This is a genomic window from Halalkalicoccus sp. NIPERK01 (assembly GCF_030287405.1).
Taxonomy (GTDB): domain Archaea; phylum Halobacteriota; class Halobacteria; order Halobacteriales; family Halalkalicoccaceae; genus Halalkalicoccus.
Map to the genome: position 1 here is coordinate 116,297 of NZ_JASVVV010000008.1, position 14,076 is coordinate 130,372.

The window sequence follows — 14,076 nt, forward strand, 5'->3', positions numbered from 1 at the left end:
CCTACTCACACTCGCCACCGGAGGTGGCTCGCGTGAGTAGCGACGACTCCTACGTCGAGAGCCAGGTGATCATGACGACGGTGAAGGTCGTCACGCCGTTCGTCCTGACCTACGGCCTCTTTATCACGTTCCACGGGGCCGACGCGCCCGGCGGGGGCTTTCAGGGCGGGGCGGTCATCGGGACGGTGGTCCTCATGATCGCCTTCGCGTTCGGGATCGAACCCACCCGCGAGTGGCTCAGCAACGCCGCGGTCGTCGGGCTGATCGCCGGCGGCGTCGTCGCGTTCGGGGCGATCGGGCTGGCGTCGATGGCGCTCGGCGGTGCCTTCCTCCAGTACGACCTGCTGCCGATCCACCACCCGGTTCGCTACGGCATCGAGGGCGTCGAGATCCTCGGGATCGCCGCGATCGTCTCGGGGACCGTGATCGGGCTGTTCTTCGTCACGGCCGCCGGCTTCACCGCCGAGACGCTCGCGCGACCCGAGCGCTCGCGGGTCGGGACGGACCAGCAACGGGGCGAGACGGGGGGCGAGGAGTGATGCTCGAACTGCTCGCCACCCGATACGCCTACGTCGTCTTCATCGTCCTGCTGTCGGTGGGGCTGTACATGGTGATCGCGAGTCAGAACCTCGTGAAGAAGGTCATCGGGGTCAACCTCTTTCAGACCGCGATCTTCCTGTTTTTCGTCGCCGCGGCCTACGTCGAGGGTGGCTCCGCACCGGTGGTGCCGAAGGACCCCGCGGGCCCGACCGGGCTGCTGGTCAGCCCGCTGCCCCACGTGATCGTGCTGACCGCCATCGTCGTCGGGGTCGCGCTCACCGCCGTCGGGTTGGCGCTCATCATCCGGATCTACACCGAGTACGGCACGCTCCGCGAGGACGTTCTCCGGGAGGTGCGTGCGGATGATTGAGGGCGTCCCCGCCCTGCTGGTCGTCGTCCCGATCCTCGCGGCGACCCTGCCGCTCTTCCTCGGGGTGCGCTACGACCGGGCGGGCTGGTCGATCGGCGCGCTGACGACGACGGCGCTGTTCGCGCTGGCGCTGTGGCTCGCCGTCGGCGTCTACACGGGCGGGACGGTGATCCACCAGCTCGGCGGCTTCCCCCGCCCGATCGGGATCGAACTCGTCGCCGACCGGCTCTCGGCGCTCGTGGTCGTGCTCGTGGCCGGAATTTCGGCCGGCGTCCTCGCGTACACCCGCCGGGGCGGCCCACGGGGCAACAGCTTCTACAGCGCCTACCTCCTGCTCGTGGGCGGGCTGCTCGGCCTCTCGCTGACGGGCGACGTCTTCAACATGTTCGTCTTCCTCGAGATCACGGGGCTGACGACGTACGCGCTGATCGCCAAGGGGAACTCGGGAGAGTCGGCCGTCGCCGCGCTCAAGTACCTCATCATCGGGACCGTCGGGGCCTCGCTGTACCTGATCGGCGTGGGCTTTCTCTTCCTCGCGACGGGCACCCTGAACATGATCGATCTGGCGACGGCGATCCCCGCCGCCGAGGGCGGGTACGCGAACCCGCTGGTCCTCGCGGCGTTCGCGTTCGTCTTCGTCGGCTTCGCGATCAAGGTCGCGCTCTTTCCCCTCCATACGTGGCAGCCCGACGCCTACCAGCGCGCGCCCGACGGCGTGACGCCGATGATCTCGGCGCTCGTCTCGACCGTCTCGGCGTACGCGCTGTTCCGGCTGCTCTACACCGTGTTCACCGTCGAGTTCCTCGTGGCGACCCCCTACGTCACCGAGATCGTCGTCGCGTTCGGCTCGGTCAGCGTGCTCGCGGGGACCACCCTCGCGGTGATCCAGACGGAGATCAAGCGAACGCTCGCGTACTCGTCGGTCTCGCAGTTCGGCCTCGTGGTGCTGGCGTACGGGCTCGCGAACGAGACGGCGCTGATCGGCGCGATCGTCCACCTGCTGGGTCACGCGATCATGAAGGGCGGGCTGTTTCTCGCCTTCGGCGTCGTCGCCGCCAAAACGGGCGCCCGAACCGTCGACGAGTACGCCGGCCTCGCCGACCGCGCCCCGGTCGCGGCGGGCACGTTCGCGGTGCTCGGCCTCGCGCTGGTCGGCGTCCCGCCGTCGATCGGCTTCGTCGGAAAGTGGTTCATCGCCGTCGGCGCGGTCGAGGCGGGGATCTGGCCCGTCGCGGGCGTGGTCTTCCTGAGCACGATGCTGACGCTCGCGTACGTCGCACGCCTGTTGGAGAAGATGTACTTCACGCCCTCGCCCGCGCGGGGCGCGTACACGCCCGAGAGCCCGCTCGCGACCGACGGGGGCGGGGACGACACGGCCGATCCGGCCCCGAACGCGGTCTCCGCGGGGATGCTCGGCGTGGCGGTGCTCGCGGCGCTGCTGGCCGTCGCGCTCGGCTTCGCCGGGGGCGTCTTCCAGTCGATGCTCGGTCCGTTCGTAGAGGTGGTTCTCAATGGTTGACGTAGCTAGCATCAGACCGCTCGCGGCCGTCCTCGTCTCGTTTCTCGCGGCGGGGGCGATCGTCGCGTCGTATCGCTACCCCAACGTCCGAGATGGCTGGTCGGTGATCGCCGCGCTGGCGAAGTTCGGGATCGTCGCCAGCATGCTTCCCGGCGTGATGGACGGGCGGATCTACGTCTGGAGCCTCGGGACGTTCGTCCCCGGCGTCGAGTTCGCGCTCAGAGCAGATCCCTTGGGAATGTTCTTCGCCCTGCTCGCGTCGTTCCTCTGGATCTTCACCGCCTTCTACGCGACGGGCTACATGCGCGGGCTCGACGAGCCCAATCAAACGAGGTTCTTCGCCGCGTTCGCGATGAGCCTCTCGACCGCGCTCGGCATCGCCTTCGCGCAAAACCTCGTGACGATCTTCGTCTTCTACGAACTGCTGTCGATCGCGACCTACCCGCTGGTCGCGCACGACGAGGACGCGGAGGCCCGCATCGCCGGCCGGAAGTACCTCGCGTACACCTTCTTCGGCGGCGGCGTGTTCGTGCTCGCGGGCACGGTGCTGGTCTTTCAGATGGCCGGCACCGTCGACTTCGCGGCGGGCGGCATCCCCGCACTGGCCGAAGCCGCGAGCGCGGACCCGTGGTTCGCCCGCCTCGCGTTCGGCCTGCTGGTCGCCGGCTTCGGCGTGAAGGCGGCGCTCATGCCGATCCACTCGTGGCTCGCCGACGCGATGGTCGCGCCGACGCCCGTCTCGGGGCTGTTGCACGCGGTGGCGGTCGTCAAAAGCGGCGCGTTCGGCATCGCGCGCGTGATCCTCGACGTCTACGGGCCCGACGTCGTCGCGGACCTCGGGGTCCACATCCCGCTTGCGATCGTCGCCGCGTTCACGCTCACGGCGGCCTCGATCATCGCGCTGCGAAAAGATCACTTGAAACGCCGGCTCGCCTACTCGACGACCGCACAGCTCTCGTACATCGTGCTGGGGCTCTCGATGCTCCACCCGTACGCGATCCTCGGCGGGCTGTTTCACATCCCGGCCCACGCGTTCGGGAAGCTCACCCTCTTCTTCTGCGCGGGGGCGATCCACGTCGAGACCCACACCGACTACATCAGCGAGATGGCCGGCATCGGCAAGCGGATGCCGTTCACGATGGCCGCCTTCACCGTGGGCGCGGCCGGGATGGCCGGCATCCCGCTGATCGCGGGCTTCGTCAGCAAGTACTACATGCTGATCGGGGGGCTCGGCGCCGGGGGCATCGGCGTGATCGGCGCCGAGGGCGCGACGATGAGCCCGCTGATGGGGACGATATTCTCGGGCTCGCTGATCCTGAGCGGCCTCCTGAACATCGCGTACTTCTGGCCGATCGTCTACACCGCCTACTTCGAGAGCGAGAACCGCCACGACGCCAAGCCCCTCCTCGAGTTCCCGATGGGCGGGAAACCCGAGTCCTACGGCGTCACGGTGGGGCGGTTGACCGACGGGGGTGAGCGGATCGAGGACCCCGAACACGAAAACGGCTACGCTGTCGATCGGTTCCCGAGTGATCACGCGGCGGAGGACCACGAACCCGACGAGCACGACGAGCACGACGACCACACGGACCACGGCGGCGGGCCGCCCGCCGAGGGCTGGGAGCGCCGGACGCCCTGGACGGAAAGCACCTGGCTGATGCTGGCCCCCATCGCCGTCATCGCGACCGGCGCGGTCGTCCTCGGGGTCGTTCCGGGGTACGCGGTGTTCTTCGAACTGGCCGGCTACATCGTCGAGGAGGTCACCGGGGTGGTGGTGCCATGAGCCCCGTCGACCTGCTCACGAGCGTCCCGCCCGTGGTTCCGATCGTTCTGGCGGCCCTCGTCGTGGCGGTCGTCCCCCGTACGGCGGGCTACGCCGTCGGCGCGCTCGCGACGATCTACCTGTTCGCCGTCTCGCTGCTCACGCCGCCCGGGGAGTACCTCTCGGTGCTCTTTTTGGGCTTCGACGCCCAGCTGTTCGTCGCCGACGACTTCTCCCGGCTGCTGGGACTGGGCTTCGGCTTCCTGGGGACCGCCGCGGTGGCGTACGCCGCCTCGAGCGACCTCCCGCGGACGACGCTGGCGTTCGTCCTCTCGTACATCGCCTCGGTGGCGGGCGTGATCTTCGCGGGCGACTGGCTCACCCTCCTCTTTTTCTGGGAGCTGATGGCCGTCACGAGTACGGTCGTCGTCTGGGCCTACGGCGGCGACGCCGTCCGGGCGGGCTTCCGGTACGCCATCGCACACGGCACCGGGGGCGTGCTGTTGATCTGGGCGGTCGCCTGGCACTACGTCGAGACGGGCAGTCTCGCGCTCGAGGGTGGCATCGCCCCCGGCGCGCCCGCGTTGCTCGCGGTTCTCGGGATCGGCATCAACTGTGCCTTCATCGGGCTGCACACCTGGCTGCCCGACACCTACAAGCGCCCCCACATCGCCGCCTCGGTGTTCCTCTCGGTGTTCACCACGAAGAGTTCGGCGTACGTCCTCTATCAGGCGTTCCCCGACGGCCACCTCTACATCGCCTACATGGGCGGGCTGATGGCAGTCTACGGCGCGACCTTCGCGCTGCTCCAACACGACATGCGCGCGCTGCTGTCCTACCACATCCAGGCCCAGCTGGGCTACATCGTCGCGGGAATCGGGATCGGCAGCGCCATCGGGATCGCCGGCGCGATGGCCCACCTGTTCAACAACGTCCTGTTCAAGGCGCTGCTGTTCATGGCCGTCGGCGTCATCATCTATCGAACGGGAGAGGAGGACCTCTACGAACTGGGCGGGCTGTGGCGCGAGATGCCACTGACGGCGCTCGGCTACCTGTTCGGGGCGCTCTCGATCACGGCGATCCCGGGCTTCAACGGGTTCATCAGCAAGGGGATGATCCTCGACGCCGCCGATCCGCACTACTACGGCGCGCCCGAGTACGAGGCGCTGTACTGGCTGCTCATGGCCGGGGCGGTCGGCACCCTGCTGTCGTTCATCAAACTGGGCTACTACGCCTTCCTCCACGGGCCGGCGACGACCGACGTGAGGGACGCCAAACCCGGCCAGACGGTGGGGATGCTCTCGGTCGGTCTCGTCTGTCTCGGGGTCGGGGTCTTCTGGCCGGCGTTCGTCGACATCCTGCCGTTCTCGTCGGGGCTCGATCTGCACCCCTACAGTCCGGGCCACCTGACCGACTCCGCGTTGCTGGTGGCCGTCTCGGTGGTCGGCTTCGCGATCATCAGAAAACCCCTCTCGGCGCTCGGACACGTCCCCGACGTCGACCGGGTCCTCAACCCGCTGGTCTTCTACACCGGCCGGGTGAGCGTGCTCGCGATCACGGGGGCGTTCGCCGCGGTCGATCGAGTAGGGGTGGCGTTCGTCCGCGGGTGCTACTGGGTCGGCAACAACCCCGTGCTGGCGGTCGGGCGCGTCACCCGGCGGCTCCCGGCGTGGCTCGTCGGCGAACGAAGCCCCGCCAACGGGGGTTCGAGGGCGTCCTCGGACCGCCGATTCGACGGCGGCGAGGGCGTCGAACCCTCGCGGCTCTACCTGCGAACGACCATCGGCGGGACGATCATGCTGATCGTGCTGGCGCTCACGGTCGTGCTGTTCGTGCTGGTCTTCCTCTAGAGCCTCTTTGTTCTCGGGTTTCCTCGCTCCTGTTAGTCGCTCGCCCACCTCTCCTCGAAAAAGACCGACACGGCTCCGCCGCGCCAATCCGTTTCCCGCAACTGGCCGCCCCCCACTACCGCTTCCCGGCGCTTTATCCTTCACCGGATCGACAGTGGGTCCAATGCCAACGGAGCCACCCGCCGAGGGCGACACCCACACCCACGAGCGCACGTTCACCCCCGAGGACGTCCGGCGCTTCGGGGAGCTATCGGGCGACACCCAGCCCATCCACACCGATCCCGACGAGGAGGGGCGGCTGGTCGTTCAAGGGCTGCTGACGGCGACCATACCTACAAAAATCGGCGGCGACCTGGAGTTCCTCGCGCGGACGATGGAGTACGACTTCCGGCGGCCGGTCTACACGGGCGAGCGGATCACCTGCGAGTGGACGACCGAGTCGGTCGAAGAGCGCGAGGACCGCTACGAGGCGAGCGGGACGGCGGTCTGTCGCAACGAGGAGGGTACGATGGTGATGTCCGGGTACTTCGAGGGGCTGGTCTGGAAGTAGGCGGGACGGATCGGCAGGTTTTACTGGCGGATCGAGTAGATACGACATGGATCAGTTGCGCCGGTCGCTGCAGGAGGCGCCGATCATCGAGAAGGACGGCTACCACTACTTCGTCCACCCGATCAGCGACGGGGTGCCGATGCTCGAACCGAGCCTCCTGCGCGAGATCGTCATCAGGATCATCCGCAAGGCGAGCCTCGAGGACGTCGACAAGATCGTCACGCCCGCGGCGATGGGCATCCACATCTCGACGGCCGTCTCGCTGATGACCGACATTCCCCTCGTCGTGATCCGCAAGCGCCAGTACGGCCTCGAGGGGGAGGTCGCGCTCTTCCAGGAGACCGGCTACTCGGAGAACCAGATGTACATCAACGACGTGGAGGCGGGCGACCGCGTCCTCGTCCTCGACGACGTGCTCAGCACGGGCGGCACCCTCAAGGCGATCACCGAGGCGCTCGAGGAGATCGGCGCGGAGGTCGAGGACGTCGTCGCGGTGATCAAGAAGGTCGGCGGCGAGAACAGACTGGACGACTCCCCGTACTCGGTCAAGACCCTGATCAACGTCGACGTCGTCGACGGCGAGGTGTGCGTCGTCGACGGGACCGGCGACGACTGATCCGCGTGCCCGAAAGCCCGCGATCCGACGGGTTCGGTTTCGTCTCGATCCGAGTTCCCGCACCACCCCGTTCCGGGCGACCGGCACCGCCACGCCGCGACCGAACCACCACGTTTCGAGGGCTGGAGAGCGTCCCACGCCCGGGGACGTCACCGAGTATTTAAAACGGGACCGCCGAGGGGCGTTCGCGATATACGATATGAATGAAGAGAAGCGATCGATTCGGTTCGTTTGTCCACGCTCGTCGCGCTTCTACTCGTATACCCGGATTTTTCTACGCCAGAGGACGGGTCGAAACGGACGCAAATGTTGCATATAACGAAAAATCGACACACATATACGTGTATAATTTAAATAAAAACAGTATGGCAGAAGGTCACAATCTATCGGGTCGAGGCGTCGACCGGCGACGCCTGTTGCGGGGGCTGGGCGTCGCCGGCATCACGGGCGTTGCCGGCTGTCTCGGCGGTAACGGCGACGACGACGAGGACTCCAGCGGTCCGGAGGTCAGCGACCGCGAGGAGGTGGATTTCGCGAATCTACGGGAAGGCGGGACCCTGCGTGGGGCGGTCGGCGCGAACGTGGCCTCGTTCGATCCGCCCTACAGCACGGACACGACCTCGACGCAGGCACAGAACTTCATCTTCGAGCAGTTGATCACGTCCGACAGAAAGGGCAATTACTACCCATGGCTCGCAGAGAGCTACGAGTTGGTCGAGACTCAGGACATCGACCGGACGGCCTACGCCGACTACATGACCAGCGTCGCCACCGGCGAGGAGGGCGCCCTCGAAACCGACGAGCAGGTGATCCTCCAGCACCCCGAGGACGATCCCTTAGAGAGCGACGAGGTCCGGGTCATTACGCCCGAGCAGGCGGCGGCGGCCGTCGACGACGGTACCTTCGGGATGCAGTATCGCTACCGGCTCCGACAGGGTGTCCAGTTCCACAACGGCGAGGAGTTGACCGCCGAGAACGTGGTCGCGAGCGTCGCCCGCTACGAGAACTCCGACGTCTCGGCCCAGACGTTCGACTCGCTTCTGCACGCGCGGGCGGTCGACGAGTACACGGTCGACCTGTTCGCGCAGGTCCCCGACGCCGAGGCCGAGGGACAGCTTCCGGGAGTCTACATCTTCACGACCGAGCAGGCCGGCCTCGAGGACGGCGCGATCGACCCCCGACAGGGCAACGAGCCCATCGGGACCGGTCCCTACGTCTTCGAGGACTTCTCCGACGAGCAGTACTACGAACTCTCGAAGTTCGAGGACTACTGGGTCGAGGCCATGGGCGTCGACTCCATCGACTGGTTCGACGGCCCCGAGGAGTTCCCCGACGGCCCGCTCGTCGACGCGGTCGAGATGGAGATCGTCCCCGACGCCGCGAACCGGGCGGCCGCGCTCCGAAACGACGAGATCGACATCACGACCGGGCTGGCGACCGACACCCTCGACGAGTTCAACGCCGACGACGGGTTTACCGTCACCGGCATCGAAACCGGCGGGTACGAGTACATCCAGTATCCCGTTGGCATCGAACCGTGGGGCGACCAGCGCCTGCGCACCGCGGTCAACCACCTCGTCCCCCGCGAGAACATCGTCCAGAACGTCCTCAACGGGTGGGCGCGTCCGGCGTGGACGCCCATCCCCGAACTCGCGGAGGAATCGGGCACGACCGATCCCGAAGCCCTCGCGGAGGAGCTTCGCCCGTACAACGAGTACGACCCCGAGCGCGCGGGGGAGCTTCTGGACGAGGTCGGCGAGGACCTCGGGCTGGAGTACCCCCTCGAGGTCACCCTCGAAACCAACGCCGACAACCCCGACCGCGTGCAGATGGTCGAGTTGATCGCCGAGTCGATGGCCCAGACGGAGTACTTCGAGACGTCGGTCGAGACCTACGAGTGGAACGCCTACATCGCGCGGGTGCTCGATCCCGAGTACCCCGACGGCGGGATCATCCCGTGTATCGGCCTCTCGGGGACGTTCAACCCCGAGAGCTTCTGCGATGCACTCCACGGCTCGGCGAACATCGGGCAGTGTTGTAACCTGACGGGAATCAGCGACCCCGAGTTCGACCGGCTGGTCGACGCCGCACGCTTCGACATCGCCGTCGTCGAGGACGAACGGCTCCGCGCCGAGCGCTACGACGAGATCTGGCGGCTGCTCGCCGACCGGCGCTACAGCTCGCTGACCCACTTCGACCTGATGACGGCCGTGAGCAACACCGACGTCATCGGCTTCGGCATCTACCCCTTCGACGAGGGGATCTACAGCTTCGGGCTGTACAGTCCGGCCGAGAGCCAGGCGATGTGGCTCGACCGCGAGTGATCGCGCCGACACACCGGTACGTGGCGACCGTGCCGACCAGTACAGCTACGACGACCGACCCCCAACGAACGACCAACGATACGATGACCGTGATATGAGTTTGCGACGTTTCGTACTGAATCGAGTGCTGTCGATCGTCCCGATCCTCTTCGGCGTCTCGGTGATCACCTTCGGGCTGGTTCACCTCACGCCGGGGGATCCGATCAGCCAGATGGTCGCGCTGAACCCCGAGGTGACGGCGAGCCAGGAGGCCCAGCTCCGGGCGCGCTACGGGCTCGACGGCCCGGTCTGGCAGCAGTACCTGACGTGGATGGGCAACGTCCTGACGGGCGATTTCGGTACCGTCATCAGGACCAACCGCGAGGTCTCGGCGATCGTGCTGGCGCGCCTGCCCGAGACGATCGCGCTCGGGCTGTTCGGCTGGGTCTTCGCGCTGGTCATCGCGATCCCGACCGGGATCTACGCGGCGGTCAACAAGGACGCGTTCGGCGACACCCTCAGCCGATTCATCGCGCTGTCGGGCATCTCGATCCCGAACTTCTGGCTCGGGCTGATGTTGATTCTCGTGGGGGCGCTCTGGCTCGGCTGGTGGCCGGTGCTCGCACCCTCCCGACTCCCGCTGTACCACCCCGAGATGCTGTGGTACCTGATCCTGCCCGGACTCACCATTGGGACCGCCGCGGCGGCCTCGATCATGCGGGTGATGCGCACCTCGATGACCGAGGAGATGAACAAGGAGTACGTCACCGCCGCCCGCGCGAAGGGGCTTCCCGAGCGACAGGTCGTGCTCAAACACGTCCTGCGGAACTCGCTGATCTCGGTGGTGACGCTCGCGGCGACGCTGACGGCGGGGATCGTCGCCGGCTCGGTCGTCGTCGAGGTCGTCTTCAACTGGCCGGGGCTCGGCCGGGAGTTCGTTCAGGCGATCACCACCCGCGAGGTGAACCTCATCATGGCGATCACGCTGTTTACGGGCGTGTTCATCATCCTGGCGAACCTGCTTGCGGACGTCCTCTACGCGGTGCTCGACCCGCGGATCAGATACGATTAACCATGGCTACGGAACGAGGCCGAATTCGGATCACCGGGTTCGACGCGGAGCGCGTCGAGGAGCGCGACCGCCTCTCGGACTGGGAAGCGGAGAGTGGAACGGGCACGCAAAGCCGGTGGCGCCGAGGGTTGCGCCGGTTCAAGCGCAACCGCTCGGCGATGCTCGGCGTCGCGATCGTCGTCGTCATGTCGTTGCTCGCGATCCTCTCGCGGCCGATCACCGTCGGGGGAGTGCTCGTCCAACCGATCTCGCTGGCCCCCCACGCGCCGACGGACATCCTCTACCTGCAGGACCCCTCGGCCGGGGTCTACGACCCGCCGTCGCTCGCCTACCCCATGGGGACCGACGGCTCGGGGCGCGACCTGTTCTCCCGACTGCTGTACGGCGGGCGTTTCAGCATCTCGATCGGGTTCATCGTGGTCGCGCTGACCGCCAGTTTCGGGGCGGTCTACGGCGCCGTCTCGGGCTACTACGGCGGCTGGGTCGACGAGGTCATGATGCGGATCGTCGACACCATCTTCGCGTTCCCCGGCCTGGTCCTGGCGCTGATCATCGTCGCCATCCTCGGCGGGGGCTACTGGCAACTCGTGCTCGCCTTTACCCTGTTCGGGTGGGCGGGCTACGGGCGACTCGTCCGAGGAGAGGTGCTCTCGATCAAGGAAAACGAGTACGTGCTGGCGGCCAAGGCGCTGGGGGCGAAGGACCGGTCGGTGATCCTCAGACACGTCATCCCGAACGCGATGCCGCCGCTGCTCGTGTTGGCCTCGCTCAACATCGGGACGGTCGTCATCGGGGTCGCCGCGCTCGGCTTCCTCGGTCTCGGACTGCCGCCGGGCACCGCCGAGTGGGGGACGATGCTGGACGCGACCCGCGCGACGCTGATCCAGGGACCGGGCGGTGCGATTCCGTGGTGGGCGACGGTCTATCCGGGCCTTGCGATCTTCCTGTTCGTGATGTCGATGAACATGATCGGGGACGGCATCAACGACGCGCTCGACGCCCAGGAGACCGGCGTCGGACGCGGGGGTGAGGAGTGATGGCGCTGCTCGAGGTCGAGGACCTGACCGTCGAGTTCTACACCGAGGAGGGCGTCGTCACCGCGGTCGAGGACCTCAGCTATCGGATCGAGCGCGGCGAGAAGTTCGGCGTCGTCGGCGAATCGGGGGCCGGAAAGAGCGTCACCGCCCTGTCGGTAATGCGCCTCATCGAGAGTCCCGGCCGGATCGCAAGCGGCGAGATCCGCTTCAAGGGCGAGGACGTCCTCGAAATGAGCGAGCGGGAGGTCAGGGACCTCCGGGGAACGGAGATGGCGATGGTCTTTCAGGACGCCCAGACCGCGCTCAATCCCGTCTACACCGTCGGCGAGCAGATCGCCGAGGCGATCCGCCACCACCTCGACTACGACGACGAGGAGGCGAGAGAGCGAACCATCCAGTTGCTCGACGAGGTCGGCATTCCCGAGGCCGAGACCCGGTATTCGGACTATCCACACGAGTTCTCCGGCGGGATGCAACAGCGCGCGATCATCGCGATGGCACTGTCCTGTGATCCGGACCTGCTGATCGCCGACGAGCCGACGACGGCGCTGGACGTGACCATCGAGGCCCAGATCCTCGATCTCATCGAGGAACTCGCCGACGAGTTCGACGTGGCGGTCCAGCTCATCACCCACGATCTGGGCGTCATCGCGAAGGTCTGTGACCGCGTGATGGTGATGTACGCGGGCAAACCCGTCGAGAAGGCGCCCGTCGAGGAGCTGTACTACGACCCCAAACACCCCTACACGGTCGGGCTGATGAGTTCGATCCCGCGAGTGGGCGACGAGCGCGAGCGCCTCCGGACGATCCCGGGGACGATGCCCGACCTCGTCGAACTGCCCCCTGGCTGTAGCTTCCACCCCCGGTGTCCGTACGCCGAGGAGGTCTGCACCCTCGAGGAGCCGCCGTTGCTCGACCCCGAGACGGGGGCGGAGGCGACCGAGACGACCGCCCACTCGGCGGCCTGTCTGGAGTGGGCCGACAAACTGGAGGACGGCCTCGACTACGAGGTCGAGGTACAGGAACGGGACGACGAGAGCGGTCCCCGAAACCCCGCACGCGCGGAGGGAAACGATGACTGAGCGGGGCAAGGAGCCGATCCTCCGGGTCGAGAACCTGAAGAAGTACTACGACACCTCCGGCGGGTTCGTCGACACCCTGCTCGGCCGCGGCGGGACGGTGAAGGCGGTCGACGGGGTCGACCTCGAACTCCACGGGGGCGAAACCCTCGGGATCGTCGGCGAGAGCGGCTGTGGCAAGACCACGCTGGGCCGGGCGCTCCTCAGGCTGATCGAGCCGACCGGAGGGGCGGTGTACTACCGCGGCGAGGAGGTCACTGCCCTGTCGAGCGGGCGCCTGCGCGAACTCCGGACGGACCTCCAGTACGTCTTTCAGGACCCGTTTTCGAGCCTCAACCCCCGGCTGACCGTCGGCGACATCGTCGGCGAACCGCTCGACATCCACGGCATCGCCTCGGACGCGGATCGAACCGAGCGGATCTACGAGCTGCTCGAAACCGTCGGGTTGAACCCGAGCCACGCGAACCGCTACCCGCACGAGTTCTCCGGGGGTCAGCGCCAGCGGATCGGCATCGCCCGCGCGCTCGCGGTCGACCCGGAGGTCATCGTCTGTGACGAACCGGTCAGCGCGCTCGACGTCTCGGTGCAGGCCCAGATCCTCAACCTGCTCGAGGACCTCCAGAAGGAGTTCGGGCTTTCCTATATTTTCATCGCCCACGACCTGAGCGTCGTCGAGCACATCTCGGATCGGGTCGCGGTGATGTACCTCGGGAGGGTCGCCGAAACCGGGACGACCGAGGAGGTGTTCTCGCCGCCGCACCACCCCTACACCGAGGCGTTGCTCTCGGCGATCCCCGAACCCGACCCCCTCTGGGAGGGCGAGCAGGTTCTCCTCCCGGGGACGGTCCCCTCGCCGACCGACCCCCCCTCGGGCTGTCGGTTCCACACGCGCTGTCCCCGCGTCATCCGGCCCGCCGAGTACGACCTCGACGGGGACGAGTGGCGCTCGCTGCTCGATCTCAAACTGCGCGTCGCGGACGCGGAGGGTCTCGAATCGCTCACCGCGACCGACGGTCCGAGCGGGGAGCGGACGGACCCGAGCGAGGCGTCGAGGGAACGGCTGAACGAACTGGTTCGATCGGAGTTCGACCTCCCGCGAGGGCTTTCCGATCCACACGCGGAGGGGGCGCTCTCGGGGGCGATCGACGCGCTCCACGCCGGGGACGTCGACGGGGCGTCCGACCGCCTCGAATCGGCGTTCGTCTCGCCCTGCGAGCGGGACGAACCGGAACCCATCCGAACCGGCGAGAGCCACCGGATCGCGTGTCACCTCTACGACGAGCGCTACGACGCCGGCCGGCCCGAGTCGTTCGCGGCGGGGACGGACGCCTCCGCGGACGACTGACCGCGACCCAACGTTTTAGTCGGTCTACCGCCT

General features: G+C 67.3%; 12 protein-coding genes. All 12 read left to right on the top strand.

Going from position 1 to position 14,076, the window contains the following annotated elements; translation table 11 throughout:
- The first annotated feature begins 71 nt into the window (after positions 1-71).
- The 12 genes from QRT08_RS17400 (at position 72) to QRT08_RS17455 (ending at position 14,043) form a co-directional block, all read left to right on the top strand.
- Positions 72-539 carry an MnhB domain-containing protein gene (locus QRT08_RS17400; RefSeq protein WP_483299977.1) on the top strand — a complete coding sequence of 156 codons (468 nt, stop codon included), beginning with the start codon at positions 72-74 and terminating at the stop codon, positions 537-539.
- Complete coding sequence (locus QRT08_RS17405; protein ID WP_286047252.1) at positions 539-910, top strand: cation:proton antiporter subunit C; 372 nt, start codon at positions 539-541, stop codon at positions 908-910. Before QRT08_RS17400 ends, QRT08_RS17405 begins: the two co-directional genes overlap by 1 nt.
- Entirely contained in the window at positions 903-2,429 is a 1,527-nt protein-coding gene (locus QRT08_RS17410; RefSeq protein WP_286047253.1) for a monovalent cation/H+ antiporter subunit D family protein, read from the top strand. Before QRT08_RS17405 ends, QRT08_RS17410 begins: the two co-directional genes overlap by 8 nt.
- The gene (locus QRT08_RS17415) at positions 2,422-4,212 is read left to right on the top strand and encodes a proton-conducting transporter transmembrane domain-containing protein (RefSeq protein ID WP_286047254.1); all 1,791 of its coding nucleotides are present in this window, start codon (positions 2,422-2,424) and stop codon (positions 4,210-4,212) included. The genes QRT08_RS17410 and QRT08_RS17415 overlap by 8 nt, the downstream gene beginning before the upstream one ends.
- The gene (locus tag QRT08_RS17420) at positions 4,209-6,041 is read left to right on the top strand and encodes a Na(+)/H(+) antiporter subunit D (protein ID WP_286047255.1); all 1,833 of its coding nucleotides are present in this window, start codon (positions 4,209-4,211) and stop codon (positions 6,039-6,041) included. The genes QRT08_RS17415 and QRT08_RS17420 overlap by 4 nt, the downstream gene beginning before the upstream one ends.
- 163 nt (positions 6,042-6,204) lie before the next feature.
- Entirely contained in the window at positions 6,205-6,591 is a 387-nt protein-coding gene (locus tag QRT08_RS17425; protein WP_286047256.1) for a MaoC/PaaZ C-terminal domain-containing protein, read from the top strand.
- 46 nt (positions 6,592-6,637) lie between these two features.
- On the top strand, positions 6,638-7,207 hold the full coding sequence (hpt, locus tag QRT08_RS17430; protein WP_286047257.1) for a hypoxanthine/guanine phosphoribosyltransferase: 570 nt from the start codon (positions 6,638-6,640) through the stop codon (positions 7,205-7,207).
- 365 nt (positions 7,208-7,572) lie between these two features.
- Positions 7,573-9,531: an ABC transporter substrate-binding protein gene (locus tag QRT08_RS17435; protein ID WP_286047258.1), complete on the top strand. Its 1,959-nt coding sequence runs from the start codon at positions 7,573-7,575 to the stop codon at positions 9,529-9,531.
- 94 nt (positions 9,532-9,625) lie between these two features.
- Positions 9,626-10,582: an ABC transporter permease gene (locus QRT08_RS17440; RefSeq protein ID WP_286047259.1), complete on the top strand. Its 957-nt coding sequence runs from the start codon at positions 9,626-9,628 to the stop codon at positions 10,580-10,582.
- Positions 10,583-10,584: 2 nt separating this feature from the next.
- The gene (locus QRT08_RS17445) at positions 10,585-11,619 is read left to right on the top strand and encodes an ABC transporter permease (RefSeq protein WP_286047260.1); all 1,035 of its coding nucleotides are present in this window, start codon (positions 10,585-10,587) and stop codon (positions 11,617-11,619) included.
- The gene (locus tag QRT08_RS17450) at positions 11,619-12,701 is read left to right on the top strand and encodes an ABC transporter ATP-binding protein (RefSeq protein ID WP_286047261.1); all 1,083 of its coding nucleotides are present in this window, start codon (positions 11,619-11,621) and stop codon (positions 12,699-12,701) included. The genes QRT08_RS17445 and QRT08_RS17450 overlap by 1 nt, the downstream gene beginning before the upstream one ends.
- Entirely contained in the window at positions 12,694-14,043 is a 1,350-nt protein-coding gene (locus QRT08_RS17455) for an ABC transporter ATP-binding protein (protein WP_286047262.1), read from the top strand. The genes QRT08_RS17450 and QRT08_RS17455 overlap by 8 nt, the downstream gene beginning before the upstream one ends.
- Positions 14,044-14,076 lie beyond the last annotated feature (33 nt).

What these genes read in the sequence shown, in the direction of transcription:
- QRT08_RS17400 (WP_483299977.1), top strand. Translation starts at nt 72, where the DNA reads ATGACGACGGTGAAGGTCGTCACGCCGTTCGTCCTGACCTACGGCCTC.
- QRT08_RS17405 (WP_286047252.1), top strand. Translation starts at nt 539, where the DNA reads ATGCTCGAACTGCTCGCCACCCGATACGCCTACGTCGTCTTCATCGTC.
- QRT08_RS17410 (WP_286047253.1), top strand. Translation starts at nt 903, where the DNA reads ATGATTGAGGGCGTCCCCGCCCTGCTGGTCGTCGTCCCGATCCTCGCG.
- QRT08_RS17415 (WP_286047254.1), top strand. Translation starts at nt 2,422, where the DNA reads ATGGTTGACGTAGCTAGCATCAGACCGCTCGCGGCCGTCCTCGTCTCG.
- QRT08_RS17420 (WP_286047255.1), top strand. Translation starts at nt 4,209, where the DNA reads ATGAGCCCCGTCGACCTGCTCACGAGCGTCCCGCCCGTGGTTCCGATC.
- QRT08_RS17425 (WP_286047256.1), top strand. Translation starts at nt 6,205, where the DNA reads ATGCCAACGGAGCCACCCGCCGAGGGCGACACCCACACCCACGAGCGC.
- hpt (WP_286047257.1), top strand. Translation starts at nt 6,638, where the DNA reads ATGGATCAGTTGCGCCGGTCGCTGCAGGAGGCGCCGATCATCGAGAAG.
- QRT08_RS17435 (WP_286047258.1), top strand. Translation starts at nt 7,573, where the DNA reads ATGGCAGAAGGTCACAATCTATCGGGTCGAGGCGTCGACCGGCGACGC.
- QRT08_RS17440 (WP_286047259.1), top strand. Translation starts at nt 9,626, where the DNA reads ATGAGTTTGCGACGTTTCGTACTGAATCGAGTGCTGTCGATCGTCCCG.
- QRT08_RS17445 (WP_286047260.1), top strand. Translation starts at nt 10,585, where the DNA reads ATGGCTACGGAACGAGGCCGAATTCGGATCACCGGGTTCGACGCGGAG.
- QRT08_RS17450 (WP_286047261.1), top strand. Translation starts at nt 11,619, where the DNA reads ATGGCGCTGCTCGAGGTCGAGGACCTGACCGTCGAGTTCTACACCGAG.
- QRT08_RS17455 (WP_286047262.1), top strand. Translation starts at nt 12,694, where the DNA reads ATGACTGAGCGGGGCAAGGAGCCGATCCTCCGGGTCGAGAACCTGAAG.